Genomic DNA, 15,385 nt, shown 5'->3' with positions numbered 1-15,385 from the left:
TTAATGACAAAATCTTGACTTACTTATATTCAAAAAGGATACTCGAAGCATTGCATGCTTCGCTTACTTACTGGCTGATATAGCGCATGCTCTTGGGAACTTCCAAGCAAACTTATCAATGAATGAAAACTCACTAATTGGAGACAAAGGATGTTTAGTTTGAAAAAAACAGCTCTAAGTATACTTGCTTTAGGAAGCAGTGCAGTATTTGCTGGCACTATGGGGCCTGTTTGCACCCCAGGTAATGTTACTGTTCCTTGTGAGAGAACTGCATGGGATATTGGTATAAGCGCTCTTTATTTGCAACCAGTATATGATGCTGATTTTGGTTACTATGGCTCAAACACTACTGATTCTGCTACAAGGTTTACTGATTTCGACCCGAATTGGGATTGGGGTTTCAAACTTGAAGGCTCCTATCATTTCAATACAGGCAATGACATTAATGTAAACTGGTACCATTTCGACAACGACAATGATTTCACACCAGGGGTTTCATTCGCAAGTGGTAATTACTTATCTATCAACAGTAAGTGGGATGCTGTTAATGGTGAGTTAGGCCAATTTGTTGATTTCAGTGCAAATAAGAAAATACGATTTCATGGCGGCGTACAATATGCGCGAATTCAAACTCGCGCACACGTTTATAGGAGCGGCGAATTTATTTCGCAATCATCTGCTACATTTAACGGCTTTGGCCCCCGTACTGGCCTGGATATGAACTACGTTTTTGGAAATGGTCTGGGAATTTACGCTAAGGCTGCAACAGCGATATTAGTTGGAACTAGCAAATTTAACTGTGGAATATGTTTAACCGAAGGTTCAAAGACTGCCATGGTTCCAGAACTTGAAGCCAAAGTAGGGGCTGATTACACTTATACTATGGCGCAAGGCGATTTAATTTTGGATGTAGGTTATATGTGGTTTAATTATTTCAATGCGCAAAATAACATTGGGGCTGTATTCACAGGTATTGAAAGTGATTTTTCAGCATCAGGTCCTTATATTGGTCTAAAATACATAGCTAATGTCTAGCTAGTCGAGTTATCGGTCGCTGAGCTGAAGGCCCAGCGACCGGGCCAATAGCTCTTTGATCCCGAATGGTTAAACTCAGTGCAATAAAACAGATTAGTCAATTTCAAATCCTTTTTAAAATTCTTTCTATCTACCAAAGCTTACCTGAGCATCAGGTTGAGGTAATCATTAGCAAGCACCGAATGCGCACCAGGATATCTTCAAGGTAGACTTAACTCTGAAAAGGTAGTGCACATTACGGCCAATGAGTGTCTTTATATTCAATTGAGAAGCCATACCTGTTTGTAAGATTAAATGCATTTGGGACAAAGAGTTTGAGCGTGCTATGATTAATCTCTTTAACCCAGACGGAGTTATCAATGACCTACGAAAAAATCCATGTTCCAGCTCAGGGACAAGCCATTACTGTTGCTGCTGATTTATCCTTGAAAGTACCTCAATTTCCTATTATTCCATTCATTGAGGGCGATGGTATTGGCGTGGACGTGACTCCAGCGATGATAAGGGTTGTTGATGCGGCAGTGGCAAAAGCTTATGGTGATAAAAAGAAAATTGCCTGGATGGAAGTTTATGCCGGTGAGAAGGCAACAAAGGTTTATGGTGGAGATCAATGGCTACCCAAAGAAACGCTGGATGCCATAAGAAAATTCGTTGTTTCTATCAAAGGCCCTTTGACTACGCCAGTCGGTGGTGGAATTCGCTCATTGAATGTTGCCATTCGCCAGGAACTTGACTTGTATACTTGTTTACGTCCAGTTCGTTATTTCAATGGTACACCAAGCCCAGTCAAAGAGCCTTGGAAAACCAACATGGTTATTTTCCGCGAGAATGCAGAAGATATTTATGCGGGTATAGAGTGGCAAGCCAACTCAGCCGAAGCCAAAAAAGTTATTCATTTTCTGCAAAAAGAAATGGGTGTGAAGAAAATTCGTTTTCCCGAGAATTGCGGTATAGGAATTAAACCGGTTTCTCAGGAAGGTACGGCGCGTTTAGTCAAAGCTGCTATTCAATATGCGATTGATAATCAGCGTGATTCTGTTACCTTGGTTCACAAAGGCAATATCATGAAATTTACCGAGGGGGCATTCAAGGATTGGGGTTATCAAGTTGCCCGCGACAGTTTCGGAGCAAAAGAATATCAAGGTGGACCATGGATGGAATTAACCAGTCCTAAAACAGGTAAACCCATCATAATTAAAGACGTCATTGCTGATGCCTTTTTGCAACAAATTTTATTAAGACCAGAAGATTATAGCGTTATTGCTACCCTGAACTTAAACGGTGATTATATTTCTGATGCACTTGCTGCACAGGTTGGTGGTATTGGAATTGCACCTGGAGCTAATATTGGCGATGAGGTGGCTGTCTTTGAAGCAACTCACGGAACAGCGCCTAAATATGCCGGTCAAGATAAAGTAAACCCGGGTTCGTTGATTTTATCGGCTGAAATGATGCTCCGCCATTTAGGTTGGGTTGAAGCGGCTGATCTAATTATCAAAGGAATGGAAGGGGCAATTGAAGCAAAAACAGTTACTTATGATTTTGAGCGCTTAATGCAAGGCGCTACCTGTGTAAGTTGCTCCGGATTTGCTGAAGCGATGATTAACCATATGTAAATAAAGTAATATTCTAAAATTGGATAGTTATAAATCAAATTTATAACGAATAAAACGACGCCCCTGAAAAGGGGCGTTTTACGTCCAAAAAAGGACTTTTGGATACAAATAAATTTAAGGTATATTGGCAGCATTAAGAGCTCAACTGCCATTTTACAGATTAACAGTGAGAGTATTTTTTATACTATTCATAATAACCAGTATGAATGCTATCTAATCAAGATGTTGTTGATTGTCGCAAGGTTTAATTTTTTCAATAATTAAATCATCTTTTTACTGGCCAAAAGTGCATTGTAAGTCTATAAAATTAATAAAGGGTGTATGTCATGAGCGGATGGTCTTTAGAGGAAATAATTGAGCGCAAAAAGGCGGAGTCGGAAGCCTTACCTGCGGTCAGACAGCCGAAGAAGTATAAGGTTATACTGCTTAACGATGATTACACGCCGATGGAGTTCGTAGTGGATGTATTGAAGCGGTTCTTTCACTTTAATGAAGAATTGGCGACACAGGTGATGTTACAGGTTCATATTTTAGGAAAGGGAGTTTGTGGTGTTTTTACCAGGGATATAGCAGAAACAAAGGTCGCTCTAGTAAACGACCATGCGAGAAGCAACCAGCATCCCTTGTTATGTACCATGGAACCCGAAAACTGGTAGTGGCTGGAGAGAGGAGCAATAAAATGTTAAACAAAGAACTTGAATTCACCTTAAATCTAGCCTTTAAGGAAGCCAAAGAGAAACGTCACGAATTCATGACGGTCGAGCATTTATTGCTCTCATTGCTTGATAATCCAGCAGCTGGTAATGTGTTACAGGCTTGTGATGCCAACATTGATTCGTTAAGACGTGATTTGCTTGAGTTCATTGACGAAACGACCCCTAGAATTCCAGAGGATGAGCTGGATCGAGAAACTCAACCTACCCTCGGTTTTCAACGGGTGCTACAACGAGCAGTGTTTCATGTTCAGTCTGCAGGTAAAACGGAAGTGACAGGTGCTAATGTTCTTGCAGCAATATTTAGTGAGCAGGAAAGCCAGGCTGTTTATTTTTTGCGCCGTGAAAATATAACGCGTTTAGACGTCATTAATTATATCTCCCATGGTGTTTCTAAATATCATAACAATGATATGAATGACAGTATGAATTCACCAATGGATGATGAAGGATTAGGTGGTGAGGGTAGTGAGTCTCCGCTTGAAAGTTATTGTATGAATCTCAATAAGCGCGCCAGAATGGGTAAAATCGATCCCCTTATCGGGCGCCATGAAGAAATTCAACGCACCATCCAGGTTTTATGCCGTCGCCGTAAAAACAATCCCTTATTGGTGGGTGAAGCAGGCGTGGGTAAAACAGCTATAGCGGAAGGGCTGGCGCGACGTATCGTTGATGGTGAAGTTCCAGAGGCAATAAGTAACTGTGTTGTGTACTCACTGGATTTAGGAGCCTTATTGGCTGGAACCAAATATCGTGGTGATTTTGAAAAACGGTTAAAAGCTGTTTTAAAGCAATTAAGCCAGCAGGATGGTGCCGTATTATTCATTGATGAAATCCATACCATCATTGGTGCAGGTGCGGCATCTGGAGGGGTAATGGATGCTTCTAACCTCATTAAACCTTTACTGGCCAATGGCGAATTGAAATGTATTGGTTCAACCACCTACCAGGAGTATCGTGGGATTTTTGAAAAAGACAGAGCGCTTGCCAGACGTTTTCAGAAGATTGATATTACAGAACCAAGTGTTGATGAAACCTTTGAAATTCTGAAGGGATTAAAAGGACGTCTTGAAGATCATCACGGTGTTAAATTTTCTATTCCCGCACTGAAGGCTGCTGCTGAGTTATCAGCGAAGTACATTAATGACCGTTTCTTGCCTGACAAAGCGATTGATGTGGTCGATGAAGCAGGTGCATATCAAAATCTGTTAACGGCGACAAAACGCAAAAAAATAATCTCTGTGACAGAAATTGAAAGTGTAGTAGCCAAAATTGCTCGTATACCGGTTAAGAAGGTTTCTGCTCGAGATAAAGATACTTTGCGTAATTTGGAACGGGATTTAAAACTGTTAGTTTATGGCCAAGATAATGCAATAACCGCACTTGCTTCTGCAATTAAACTGGCTCGCTCAGGCCTGCGTGAACCGCAAAAACCAGTGGGTTGCTTTCTCTTTGCCGGCCCAACAGGCGTTGGTAAAACAGAAGTCACTAAACAGTTAGCAAATGTTTTGGGTATTGAGCTGTTGCGTTTTGACATGTCCGAATACATGGAAAAACACACGGTTTCACGTCTGATTGGCGCTCCTCCAGGCTATGTCGGTTATGATCAAGGCGGGTTATTGACGGAAGCTGTGACTAAAAACCCTCATGCAGTGTTATTGCTTGATGAAATTGAAAAAGCACACCCCGATGTCTTTAATTTGTTGCTGCAGATTATGGATCATGGCACTTTGACAGATACAAATGGGCGGCAAGCCGATTTTCGTCATGTGATACTCGTGATGACTTCTAACGCCGGTGCCTATGAAATCAGCAGAAACGCCATTGGTTTTTCTTTGCAGGATAACAGCAATGATGGATTAGAGGTTATTAAACGACAATTTAGCCCTGAATTTAGAAACCGATTAGACGCTATTATTAATTTTGCGCCTCTTGATCAGATGACGATTGGTTTGGTTGTCGATAAATTTATCATGGAACTTGATGAGCAATTAAGCAATAAAGGCGTAACCTTTAAGGTTGATAAATCAGCTCGAGATTGGCTGATTGAACATGGCTATGATAAAACCATGGGCGCGCGACCAATGGCGCGTTTAATTCAGGAAAATGTAAAGAAACCACTTGCTGACGAATTACTGTTTGGTAAGTTGGCGAATGGTGGTCATGTCACCTTACAAGTAAAAGATGGCAAGCTTCATTTTGATAGCCATGATCATCGTGAAGGTGTCTGTTGAATTCTACCTGTTCTAACTATTCAAGGCACTCATGCTTTCAGCATGCAGTGCCTTTGTTTTTAGTGGTTGCAGCGAACTTGGGCTTGTAATTTTGGCGCAATGATATTACCAGTTAACAAGTAGTTACCCTTTTTCAGAGCCCCACTAAGCGGGCGATAATATTATCAAATTGATTGAAGATACCTACTCTGAAGAGGCCATCGGTTTTTGCAAGATCAATTCGGGTTTTTTCCTTATATTCTTATTTTAAAAGAAAAAACCAAGAGACTTTTTCAAAAGCTAATAAGGATTTGCAAAATAATCTGTACTCAAAAGGGCAAAATATTCTCTGATCAGAGAATACGAGACGGTATGATCAATAGTGCAACTTAATAGCAATAGGGCACTATTTTTGGCCATTAAACCTGCTTCCTGTTGCAAATTACTTACATTTATGCCGTTATCCAGTTAAAATATTGCCATTATCGATTTCTGGCTGGTTAATCATACATGCTCAGTGTCATTATCATCGCTAAAAATGAAGAAGCAAACATTAGACGTTGTTTGGAATCCGTGCAATGGGCTGATGAAATTGTTGTTCTTGATTCGGGTAGTAGCGATAATACAGTTGCCATTGCCGAAGAATATACTAAAAAAGTGCATTGCACTGATTGGCAGGGTTATGGCGTACAAAAACAGCGAGCACTTGCGTATGCCACTGGTGATTGGGTATTAAATCTTGATGCCGATGAATGGGTGGATGCAGCACTCAAAGAAACAATAATTGCCGCCATTAACAGCGATGCAGCAGATGCTTATCGCATACCAATCTGTATGAGTTTCTACGGTCAGCCCTTGCGTTTTTCCTCCAGTCCTAAACGGCATGTGCGTCTTTTTAAGCGAGCTGGCGCTCGTTATAGCGAGGATATTGTACATGAAAAAATACTGCTTCCGGCAACAGCAAGAATCAGTCGAATAAAGCAGGGAATTATGCACAACTCTTTTCAGGATGTTAGTCATGCCCTCTACAAAATCAATCGTTATTCGTCCTATAGTGCCAAAATAAAGATCGAAGCAAAGAAATCGCCGAGTTTTGGCAAAACTTTATTGGGATCAGGATGGATGTTTTTCCGTTGTTATTTTTTACAACGGGGTTTTTTAGATGGCAAAGCCGGATTTTTATTTGCTGTTTTTAATGCGCAGGGGACTTTCTATCGTGGTATCAAACAGCTTTACCGCGATGCTCAGTTCGAAAAATTACCCAAGACAATAAGAGATAATTAATCGTATGGAAACAACACTCAGTTTTTCACAAAAATTTTCTTTGCATCGTGCTGTTCCTTTCTTGCTGGTCACAACACTCTTTCTTTTACCGATGAGTTCCAGTGGAAAAAGTATTGGTATGGCTTTGTCGGTAGTGGCCATTCTCCTGTCGCCTTCTTATCGTTCAGAATTGGCTGGTCTTTTTGCAAAATCCTGGTGCAAGGCAGCCTTGATTTTATTTGCAATCGCTCTACTGGCTTGCTTCTGGAGCCCGGCCAATTTGTCAGAAAAATTTTTTGTCGTAGAAAAATACAGCAAATTACTTTACTTGCCACTGTTAGTGGTTGGCTTCCGTGATGCTAAAACGAGAGAAACGGGTTTGCATGCATTCCTATTCGCTATTTTTATTACCTGTGCGCTTTCTATCTTAAAGTTTCACGGTTTTTTACAATCGCTTGCGATTGATCCTGATAATGTGTTTCGCAACCATATTATTACTGGTTTTATGGTTGCTTTTGCGACCTATCTATCGTTGCTGCTAGCCTACCGTCATCAAGGTTTAGGGGGGCGTTTTGCCTATGTTTTACTGGCAGGGATATACAGCTATCAAGAGCTTTTTATCAATATTGGTCGTACAGGCTACGTCGTTTATCTATTGATGATGGGTATTTTAGTTTTACAACTCTGCTCTTGGCGCCAGGCTATAGCAGGCATTCTCTTGATCGGCTCGGCATTTACATTAGCTTACTTTAAATACCCTTTAATCAACGAGCATGTTAATTCCATTGCCAAAGAATTAAATCGCTACCAAAACAATGATAAAAATTCCGCAGTGGGTTATCGTTTACAGTTTCATGATTTTGCCCACAAGCTTTTTAACCAACATCCAATATTTGGCAATGGTACCGGTAGCTTTACTTATTACTTTAGAACTGAGAAACCGGTACCAGCCTGGGGGCCTAAATTGTTAGAGCCTCATAATCAATATTGGTTGGTTGCTGCGGAATTTGGTATCGTGGGTTTTGCTGCTTTATTGTTCCTGTTTGTTAGTTTAATTCGAGCCAGTTGGCAGCTTAATACAACAAGAGCGATTGCTTTTGCCATGCTGATACCTTTTTTGCTCGGTAATCTCTCTGATTCTTTATTGTTTTATTCAGGATCTGGCTATTTCTTTCTCTTATTCATGGCGTTGTGTCTTGGTGAACAGGTTAGGCCTGCGAAAGAGCATAGGAATACTGTCTAACAGCCTGGTTCCAAATGTTGATTTCAGGGCGAGAAGAGGATTTCGCTAGATTGCAGCTAAATTCTTTTCAATGCCATATTGTTTTGGTAAGTATTTTACGACAACAACTAAAGAAACCAGTGCGCAAAAGACAACGTAATAGGCAATCATCATTGTATTAAAGCGATTGATAAGCCAGGTATTAATTGCCGGGGAAAAGCCGCCTACTAGAGCCATGGAGATATTGTAGGCCATGGAAATTCCCGTATAACGTCCTTTACCCGAAAACATTTCTGCCATTACTATCGGCGTCACAGCTTGTTCGGCACTATAAAAAATTACTAAAGGTAGCAAAACCCACCAAGCGGAAATCGTTTGTAAAACCCAAAAACTAGGAATAGCGCAAATTAAATAGCCAAGCGTTGAAAAAACTAAAATATTCTTTCGACCAACTTTGTCAGAAATATGTGCGAACACCGGCACAAATAATAAAGAAAAAACAATAAACAAGGTCTGCATTTGATAAGCTTGATTAAGCGGGACCTGCAAAAACTCATGTAAATAGGTAGAGAGATAGCCCATCAGAGTATAACTGCCGCAGGCACTAATAAATAATAATAAAATAATGTGAAACATAGAGCGATATTGTTTAGTAAGCACATATTTAACAGGCAAATATTTTTCACGAATGTTTTGCTGTAACTGTAGAAAAGTCTCTGATTCCGACAGGTCACGTCTTAGCCACAATCCTAAAATTCCCATTACTCCGCCAGAAATAAAGAGAATACGCCAGCCATAACTCGCTAAAGCGTCGTTACCAACAAAGGCACTGAGAGTAGTACAGGCTAGAATAGCGGCCAATACGCCAATATTGGAACCATTATTAGACATACTGCTAACCAAGGCACGATGTTTATCTTGTGCTGATTCCGAAAGATAAATCATAGAGCCGGCAAATTCTCCACCGATACAAAATCCTTGTAGTAAACGGCAAGTAATTAATAAGAGGGGAGCCAATAATCCTGCTTGGTTATAAGTTGGCAGAAAACCGGTTAAGATCGAAGCAATAGACATTAGTAAAATAGTAAACTTAAGTGTTTTAGCACGCCCATAGCGATCGCCTAAATGTCCTAAAACAATAGAGCCGAGGGGCCGCACAATGAATCCTGCAGCAAAGACCAGCATCGTGGCCAATAAACTCGTGGCAGGATTATTATCCGGGAAGAACAAACTCGCAATAACAGGAGACAAATAAGCAAACAAACTAAATTCATACCATTCCAGGGCATTCCCTATAATGCATGCAAGGATACTCCGATATTTTTTCATGAATTATTACGTCCTTTATAATGGGTTACCTGCTTGCTTTGTGAGCCGTATCAGTGTTGTAGCTGAATGAAACATAGGAAAGAGTTATTGTCAATTCTGGTGTATGAGCAAAATATCATCAAGCGGCCTTCCAGTCCGATTGTTCAACAACCTGCACTCCGTCTTCAAACTTAACGTTATTAACAACAAGTGTTAATAGGTTAAAACCTCTAATTTTTATCCACCGCTTCTGAGCGGACTCCATCAGCTTAAATACCATTGCTAATGTGCTATCTCTTGAGCCACAGTTACGTGATTTTTTTGTACGTAATCGCACTGTAGCGAAGGCAGATTCAATTGGATTTGTTGTTCGAATATGAATCCAATGCTCTGCAGGAAAATCATAAAAAGCGAGCAATTCCTCGCGATCCTTATTCAAGCAATCCATTGCTTTCGGGTACTTGGGTGTGAATAACTCCAACGCATTATCAAAGGCTTTATGAGCATCTTTACGGGTTGATGCCATCCATATCTCATGCAGTGCTGCTTTCACTTTGGGCTGCACTGACTTCGGTAGTTTATTTAGAATATTAGCGGTCTTATGTACCCAGCAACGTTGGTGACGGGTGTCGGGATACACTTTGCTAATAGCATTCCAAAAGCCCAATGCGCCATCTCCGGCAGCTAGCTTTGGTGAATGAACAAGACCTCTTTGCCGTAAGCTCGTGAGTAACTCTTCCCAGCTTGCCGATGACTCCCGATACCCATCACTCACGGCAACTAACTCTTTATGGCCATGCTCGGTAACACCGATAATAACCAGTAAACACAAGCGAGCGTCCATTCGCACCTGGCTATAAATACCGTCCGCCCACCAATAAACATAGCGTTTCTGACTTAAATCCCGGCGTTGCCAGTTTTGATGCTCTAAAAGCCATTGGCTTTTTAATCGAGATACCGTATTTGCAGATAAGCCTTTTGCATGCTCACCTAACAGAGCGCCCAAGGCTTCGGAGTAATCACCCGTTGATAATCCTTTTAAATAAAGCCAGGGAATCAATTCCTCAATACTTTTTGTACGTCTCAAATACGGTGGCAACAAGTGACTTTGAAAATGAATGCCAGAGCCACTGCGGTCACGAACCTTAGGCACTTTGATTGTGACGTCACCAATGCCTGTTTGAATGGTTCTTTCTGGCAAATAACCATTACGTACGATAGCCTGTCTACCGTCAATTAGTTTTAAATCCTCATATTCAGACAGCATGGCACCAAGCTCCGCTTCAACTGCTTGCCTAATTAAATCACGGGCTCCATTCCTTAATAATTCAGTTAATGGATCAGTGATTCTTTGAACTGGTGTAGAAACCTCTTTCAGATTACAATCCTTCATGGCGTATTTCCTTTTGTTGATTATGTTCTTGGCGAACAATCAACAGGATACGCCACCTAATTTATTTTTCACATACACCAGATTCGAGCATAACTCTTGTAACCCTGATAAACCCTGCCCATTCAATCTATACTCACAGGCTTATTCACAAAATCTGTGGACAAAAACCATCTGTAAAATGAGCTGAATTTAAGCACACAAATCCCATTCCTGTCGAATGTTTTGAAGTTCAGACTCAATATTCGCCTGCTCGTCATACAGTCTGGCAAGCTTTATGCCGATGCTGTCGATAAGTTCCTGGTTGGCATATCCCAAACCCTGATCGAGGGCATCTTCCATTTGTTTTAAGTATTTGCCTTCCGTGAAGATTTCATTGCTGATTCGGTTGAGTTTTTCTGTCAAATGCCGTTGATGGGATGCCTGCTCTTTTTGTTTGGTAATGATTTCTTTTTGCTTATCGAAGCGGAACTCGTCAGCCATACTTACCTCAAAACGGGCTTTTATTTCAGCGATACGTTGTGGGTCGGTTACGCCTAAAAGCTCACGCTCAAGCTTTTCCTGACTTGTTCTTCGGCGTTTAACCTCATCACGCTCCTTGAAGGCCTGACCGATATCCCAGTGGTTATAAAATCCCTTTGGTATTCGCCATAGTTTTTTGCGAATCAGGCTTGCAGCGATATTGATGCGGTGGTTTATACAGGCAACGTCTTTGAACTGCTCTTTGTTTGTCACAGCAAAAAGGACTTCAGTAAACAGGCGTTCATTGTGCTTTAGCTCCTGTCCCTGATTTTTAAGTACGTTGTAGAGCATGCCTTTGATGTGATCTTTGATTTCTTCACTGACTCTTTCTCCAATGTCTTTTTCAATGGGAAAGACGGTTTTTTCAAAAGAGGTTTTTTGTTTTTTTCCACAATTAACAGCATTTTTGCTAACAGTACTGATATTGTTATTAGGAGAATCTCCTTTATTATTAATAGTAGGAACCGTCAGATTGACCGAAGGGGTATCGTCAATATGACCTAAATTTATACTATCTGGATTTTTATTGCCTTTGCTTGCTTGGTTGGTTGTGGATGGTTTTTTTGTACTGGTTTTTAAAAGCGCCAGCAGTTTGTCAGTTATTCGGATATGCAGACAGGCGATGTCCTGAGCGTGTTTTCTGGAATAGCGTTTAATCACCCTCTTTTCTATCAGGCCTTTCTCTGCGAAATCCCGAAGGTAGCGTCCTACTGAGCTTTCTGAAAGGCCTGCACCCGCTGCCAGTTCGTCAGTGGTTCGGGTAAACCAGATGTAATCGCTGTTTTTAATTTTATATTTGGAAATCTGCCACCAGTAAATACACTTACTCAGGAATTCTGCCTTGGCAGGACTGCTTGCCAGAAGCTTTAACTGATCATGGCGGTCGTGGTAAATTGTCGCTATATTGTTGTTTTTATTCATGCGTAACCATTCCTTAGTTTTTTAAACTTTGACGGAATGGGTATTTTTAGATAAAATTAATTTGTGAGATTAATTTTTATATCTAAAAACACCCAAAAACTCCAGTTTTTAAAAGCCCGTTAGCCCGGGCTTTTTTTTATTCTTTATTCTCTCCTGAAATGAACTTTATTGTCAAATGCATTGAATAAGTTCCTTAAAAGAACTAACCTAAGAGTGGTTTTTGAAGAAAATAGCTTGTTTTTTTGCTTGTATTGAACTTTATGATAATAAAATAGTCATCTTGAGGGAGGGAAGAATATGTCAGATATAGATTGCATAAATGACAGAATAAGAGATATTAAAGAAAAGCATTCTTTAAAACATTCAGATATATCAGATATAACAGGGTATTCTGTTAGCTCTATAAAAAAATGGATGATGGATGAAGAGCATCAGTTTTTCCAGAAAGCCCCTGTTCAGGCACTACGGTTACTGGATAACTGGATATCGCTACAAGATAGAACAGGGGTTGAAGAAAGCGATGTAGAAGATCAATGCCTTGCTGAAATATGGAGTTTTTTAAACTTTAAAGGAGGTGTTGGTAAAACGACAGTTGCATTTAATATTTGTTTAATGCTTTCGAAAAAGAAAAAAGTTCTTGTGATAGATGGTGATCCACAGGGACACTTAAGCTCTTCTTTAATCAAAGATCCCATTGATATGAAGTTTACAACGTCTGACCTCGTTATGGGGCGTTCTGGTAAGCCTTATCAGCTTAGTGAGAATTTACATGTAATAGGTACGAATAATTCTTTGGCTAATACTTGCGAAGCTATTCCTGCATCAGACTTATTATTTTTAATTAAAGAGAACCTACTTGAATATAAGTCAAAGTATGATTATATCATTATTGATAGCCTTCCATCGAAAGGGGCTTTATATGATTCTATAATGGCTGCTTCCAATAAAATTATAGTTCCATTTACCCCTGATTTATATGATAGCTGGGGGTTACAGGATGTATATCAGCAAGTTAAGAAACTCAAAATGAGAAAAATAAATGATAAAGTAAAGGTTGCTGCCTTAATTCCAAACAGGGTTGAAAAACCATTACGAAATTTTGATAGAGACGTAATCAATATTGTAAAAAAAACATTCCCTAATGAAATATGTCCGACTTTTATTTCAAATAGCGTAAGGTTACGTGAATGTAAAAGTCCTGCAATTGCAATGTCTATTGTTGATTATGCGCCAAACGAAAATGTCTCTAAAGAGTATGAGGCTGTATTAGAATATATTATTAATTCTTAAAGGATATCTTATGAATAAAAAGTCATTACAAAAAGAAGCAGTCTCTTTAAGCTTTAATAGAAACGGTAAAGATGACTGGGAAATTTTAGCTACTGAACAATTTGAGGAAAACGAAAAATTAATAACTAGAATTAAAGAACTGGAAAGTGAAGTTAAAAATAATCAAGATATTGTCTCAGTTGACCCTGAAAAGTGTTGTAACTGGCGGTTTTCCGACAGGAGTGATTTCGAACTTGGTGATATAGATGAGCTTTCGGAAGATATTAAAAATAATGGGCAATTGCAGCCGGCAATTATAAGAAAAATACAAGATTTAAATTACGAATACGAAATTATTGGTGGAGAAAGAAGATGGAGGGCCTGCAAAAAAGCAGGGATAAAATTAAAAGCAATCATCATAAATAAAGATGATCTTGATTGCATGGTTATACAAACCAGTGAAAATAAAAAACATAGTTTATCCCCCTACTCTCTAGCCAAGGCGTATTTAAAAATGATGAATGAATTAAATGTTAGCCAAAATGAATTATCAAAAAGGTTAGGAATACCAAAATCTTCTTTTGGTGATTTGATGTCTTTTAATAAAGTACCTCAAAAAATTTGGGATGAAGTTTCAGATTTATCTCAAGTGTCACCCACTACAGCTGCATTTTTATCAAAAACCTGTGCTATGGGGGATGTTTATATTGATGCAGTTATGAAGTTATCACAAGATATTAGAGAAGGGGCTGGGGTTAACTCTCTACAAAAACGCATAGATAAATTTATATCAAACTCAAAAACAAATAGAAATAAAACGTTTGTGTATAATGATGATGCCGGATCACCATTATTTAGAATTACCAGCACAGGGAGGATTTCTATAACGAGAAATGTATTGAACTCATTAGATATCAATGAATTGAGCGAGCATTTAAAAAAGTATATTTGTGAGAAAGTATAGGTGTCCGGGATCCGGACACTTGTCCACGGTCCGGGTTCCGGACAGTGGATTCAAGAGGCTAAGGTTAGTGATTAACTTATATATCTTGTTGGATCTTGAATGTCAGCATCTTGGAATCCTTTTTTTCTCAAATAACAACTATCACACTTCCCGCAGGCTTCTCCATCTTGATTGGCTTGGTAACATGAAACTGTCATTGAATAATCCACATCTAAAGATTTTCCGAGTTTAACTGTGTCAGCCTTGCTTAAATACAATAAAGGAGTTTCAATATTTATCTTTTCTCCTAAAACTGAGTTTTTTGTGGCTAAATTTGCCATTTTCATAAAGGCTTCAATAAACTCCGGCCTACAATCTGGATAGCCTGAATAATCAACTGAACTGACACCTATAAAGATGCTATCAGCATTAATTATTTCAGCCCAGCCAAGTGCAATTGAAAGCATTATTGTATTTCTTGCGGGTACATAAGTTGACGGTATTCCTGTTTTTCCTGAGTATTCTTCAATTTTTTTAGTTTGATCGGTTAAGGATGAACCACCCAGTTTCCCCAATGAGTCAAGGGAAATTATTTCATGTTGATTTGCATTAAAATGTTGAGCTATTTTTTTTGCAGCGTTTAATTCAGAGGAGTGTCTTTGACCATAATCAAAGCTTAACGCATTGCATTCATAGGATTTTGAGTTAGCAAATGCCAAGCATGTGGTTGAATCTAATCCGCCAGACAATAAGACGACAGCTTTTTTTTTCATTTTTAAACCTTATTTTCATTTATGGAGTATTTTGAATCAAGTATGAATGGGTTGAAGTTGGTGTTAAAGTCAAAAATATTCATTTTTTCACGATTTTTTATTCTTTTTGTTATTCTTATTGAAAAAGGAAGTAAAAGAATTTCAACAAGACATTTCACCAGCCATACAGGAAATATAAGAGAAAGCATTGATGTAAA

12 protein-coding genes and 1 pseudogene are annotated in these 15,385 nt (G+C 39.3%); 8 read left to right on the top strand and 5 right to left on the bottom strand.

Annotation, left to right across the window (positions count from 1 at the left end; translation table 11 throughout):
* The first annotated feature begins 150 nt into the window (after positions 1–150).
* The 6 genes from Lfee_RS14450 (at position 151) to Lfee_RS14425 (ending at position 8,083) form a co-directional block, all read left to right on the top strand.
* Complete coding sequence (locus Lfee_RS14450) at positions 151–1,035, top strand: Lpg1974 family pore-forming outer membrane protein (RefSeq protein ID WP_058447691.1); 885 nt, start codon at positions 151–153, stop codon at positions 1,033–1,035.
* Positions 1,036–1,394: 359 nt separating this feature from the next.
* Positions 1,395–2,651, top strand: coding sequence for an NADP-dependent isocitrate dehydrogenase (gene icd, locus Lfee_RS14445; protein ID WP_058447690.1), 1,257 nt, complete (start codon positions 1,395–1,397; stop codon positions 2,649–2,651).
* Between the two features lie 326 nt (positions 2,652–2,977).
* Positions 2,978–3,307, top strand: coding sequence for an ATP-dependent Clp protease adapter ClpS (clpS, locus tag Lfee_RS14440; protein ID WP_058447689.1), 330 nt, complete (start codon positions 2,978–2,980; stop codon positions 3,305–3,307).
* A gap of 23 nt (positions 3,308–3,330) precedes the next feature.
* Positions 3,331–5,598 (top strand): ATP-dependent Clp protease ATP-binding subunit ClpA, encoded by a 2,268-nt coding sequence (gene clpA / locus Lfee_RS14435; RefSeq protein ID WP_058447688.1) that lies wholly within the window; start codon positions 3,331–3,333, stop codon positions 5,596–5,598.
* Positions 5,599–6,087: 489 nt separating this feature from the next.
* Complete coding sequence (locus tag Lfee_RS14430) at positions 6,088–6,861, top strand: glycosyltransferase family 2 protein (RefSeq protein ID WP_058447687.1); 774 nt, start codon at positions 6,088–6,090, stop codon at positions 6,859–6,861.
* A gap of 4 nt (positions 6,862–6,865) precedes the next feature.
* Positions 6,866–8,083, top strand: a complete 1,218-nt coding sequence (locus Lfee_RS14425) for an O-antigen ligase family protein (RefSeq protein ID WP_058447686.1) — start codon at positions 6,866–6,868, stop codon at positions 8,081–8,083.
* A 45-nt stretch (positions 8,084–8,128) separates the two neighbouring features.
* Here Lfee_RS14425 and Lfee_RS14420 read toward each other — a convergent pair whose 3' ends face one another.
* The 3 genes from Lfee_RS14420 to Lfee_RS14410 all read right to left on the bottom strand — a co-directional run bounded on the left by Lfee_RS14420 (position 8,129) and on the right by Lfee_RS14410 (position 12,203).
* Entirely contained in the window at positions 8,129–9,391 is a 1,263-nt protein-coding gene (locus Lfee_RS14420; RefSeq protein ID WP_058447685.1) for an MFS transporter, read from the bottom strand.
* 118 nt (positions 9,392–9,509) lie between these two features.
* Positions 9,510–10,763, bottom strand: a complete 1,254-nt coding sequence (locus Lfee_RS14415; protein ID WP_058447684.1) for an IS256 family transposase — start codon at positions 10,761–10,763, stop codon at positions 9,510–9,512.
* 189 nt (positions 10,764–10,952) lie between these two features.
* The gene (locus Lfee_RS14410; RefSeq protein ID WP_058447683.1) at positions 10,953–12,203 is read right to left on the bottom strand and encodes a helix-turn-helix domain-containing protein; all 1,251 of its coding nucleotides are present in this window, start codon (positions 12,201–12,203) and stop codon (positions 10,953–10,955) included.
* Between the two features lie 297 nt (positions 12,204–12,500).
* On the opposite strand from Lfee_RS14410, the gene Lfee_RS14405 reads away from it, so the two are divergent.
* Both Lfee_RS14405 and Lfee_RS14400 read left to right on the top strand, forming a co-directional pair.
* Positions 12,501–13,493 carry a ParA family protein gene (locus tag Lfee_RS14405; RefSeq protein ID WP_058447682.1) on the top strand — a complete coding sequence of 331 codons (993 nt, stop codon included), beginning with the start codon at positions 12,501–12,503 and terminating at the stop codon, positions 13,491–13,493.
* A 10-nt stretch (positions 13,494–13,503) separates the two neighbouring features.
* Entirely contained in the window at positions 13,504–14,436 is a 933-nt protein-coding gene (locus Lfee_RS14400; protein WP_058447681.1) for a ParB/RepB/Spo0J family partition protein, read from the top strand.
* Between the two features lie 71 nt (positions 14,437–14,507).
* On the opposite strand, the gene queC is transcribed toward Lfee_RS14400, so the two are convergent.
* On the bottom strand, positions 14,508–15,188 hold the full coding sequence (queC, locus tag Lfee_RS14395) for a 7-cyano-7-deazaguanine synthase QueC (RefSeq protein WP_058447680.1): 681 nt from the start codon (positions 15,186–15,188) through the stop codon (positions 14,508–14,510).
* Positions 15,189–15,190: 2 nt separating this feature from the next.
* A pseudogene (locus Lfee_RS17725) lies at positions 15,191–15,385 on the bottom strand (queuosine precursor transporter); the annotation flags it as partial.

The organism is Legionella feeleii (assembly GCF_001467625.1).
In the GTDB taxonomy this organism is placed as follows: Bacteria; Pseudomonadota; Gammaproteobacteria; order Legionellales; family Legionellaceae; genus Tatlockia; species Tatlockia feeleii.
Note: the sequence above shows the minus strand (reverse complement) of the source record. Positions and strands in the feature narration are given on the sequence as shown.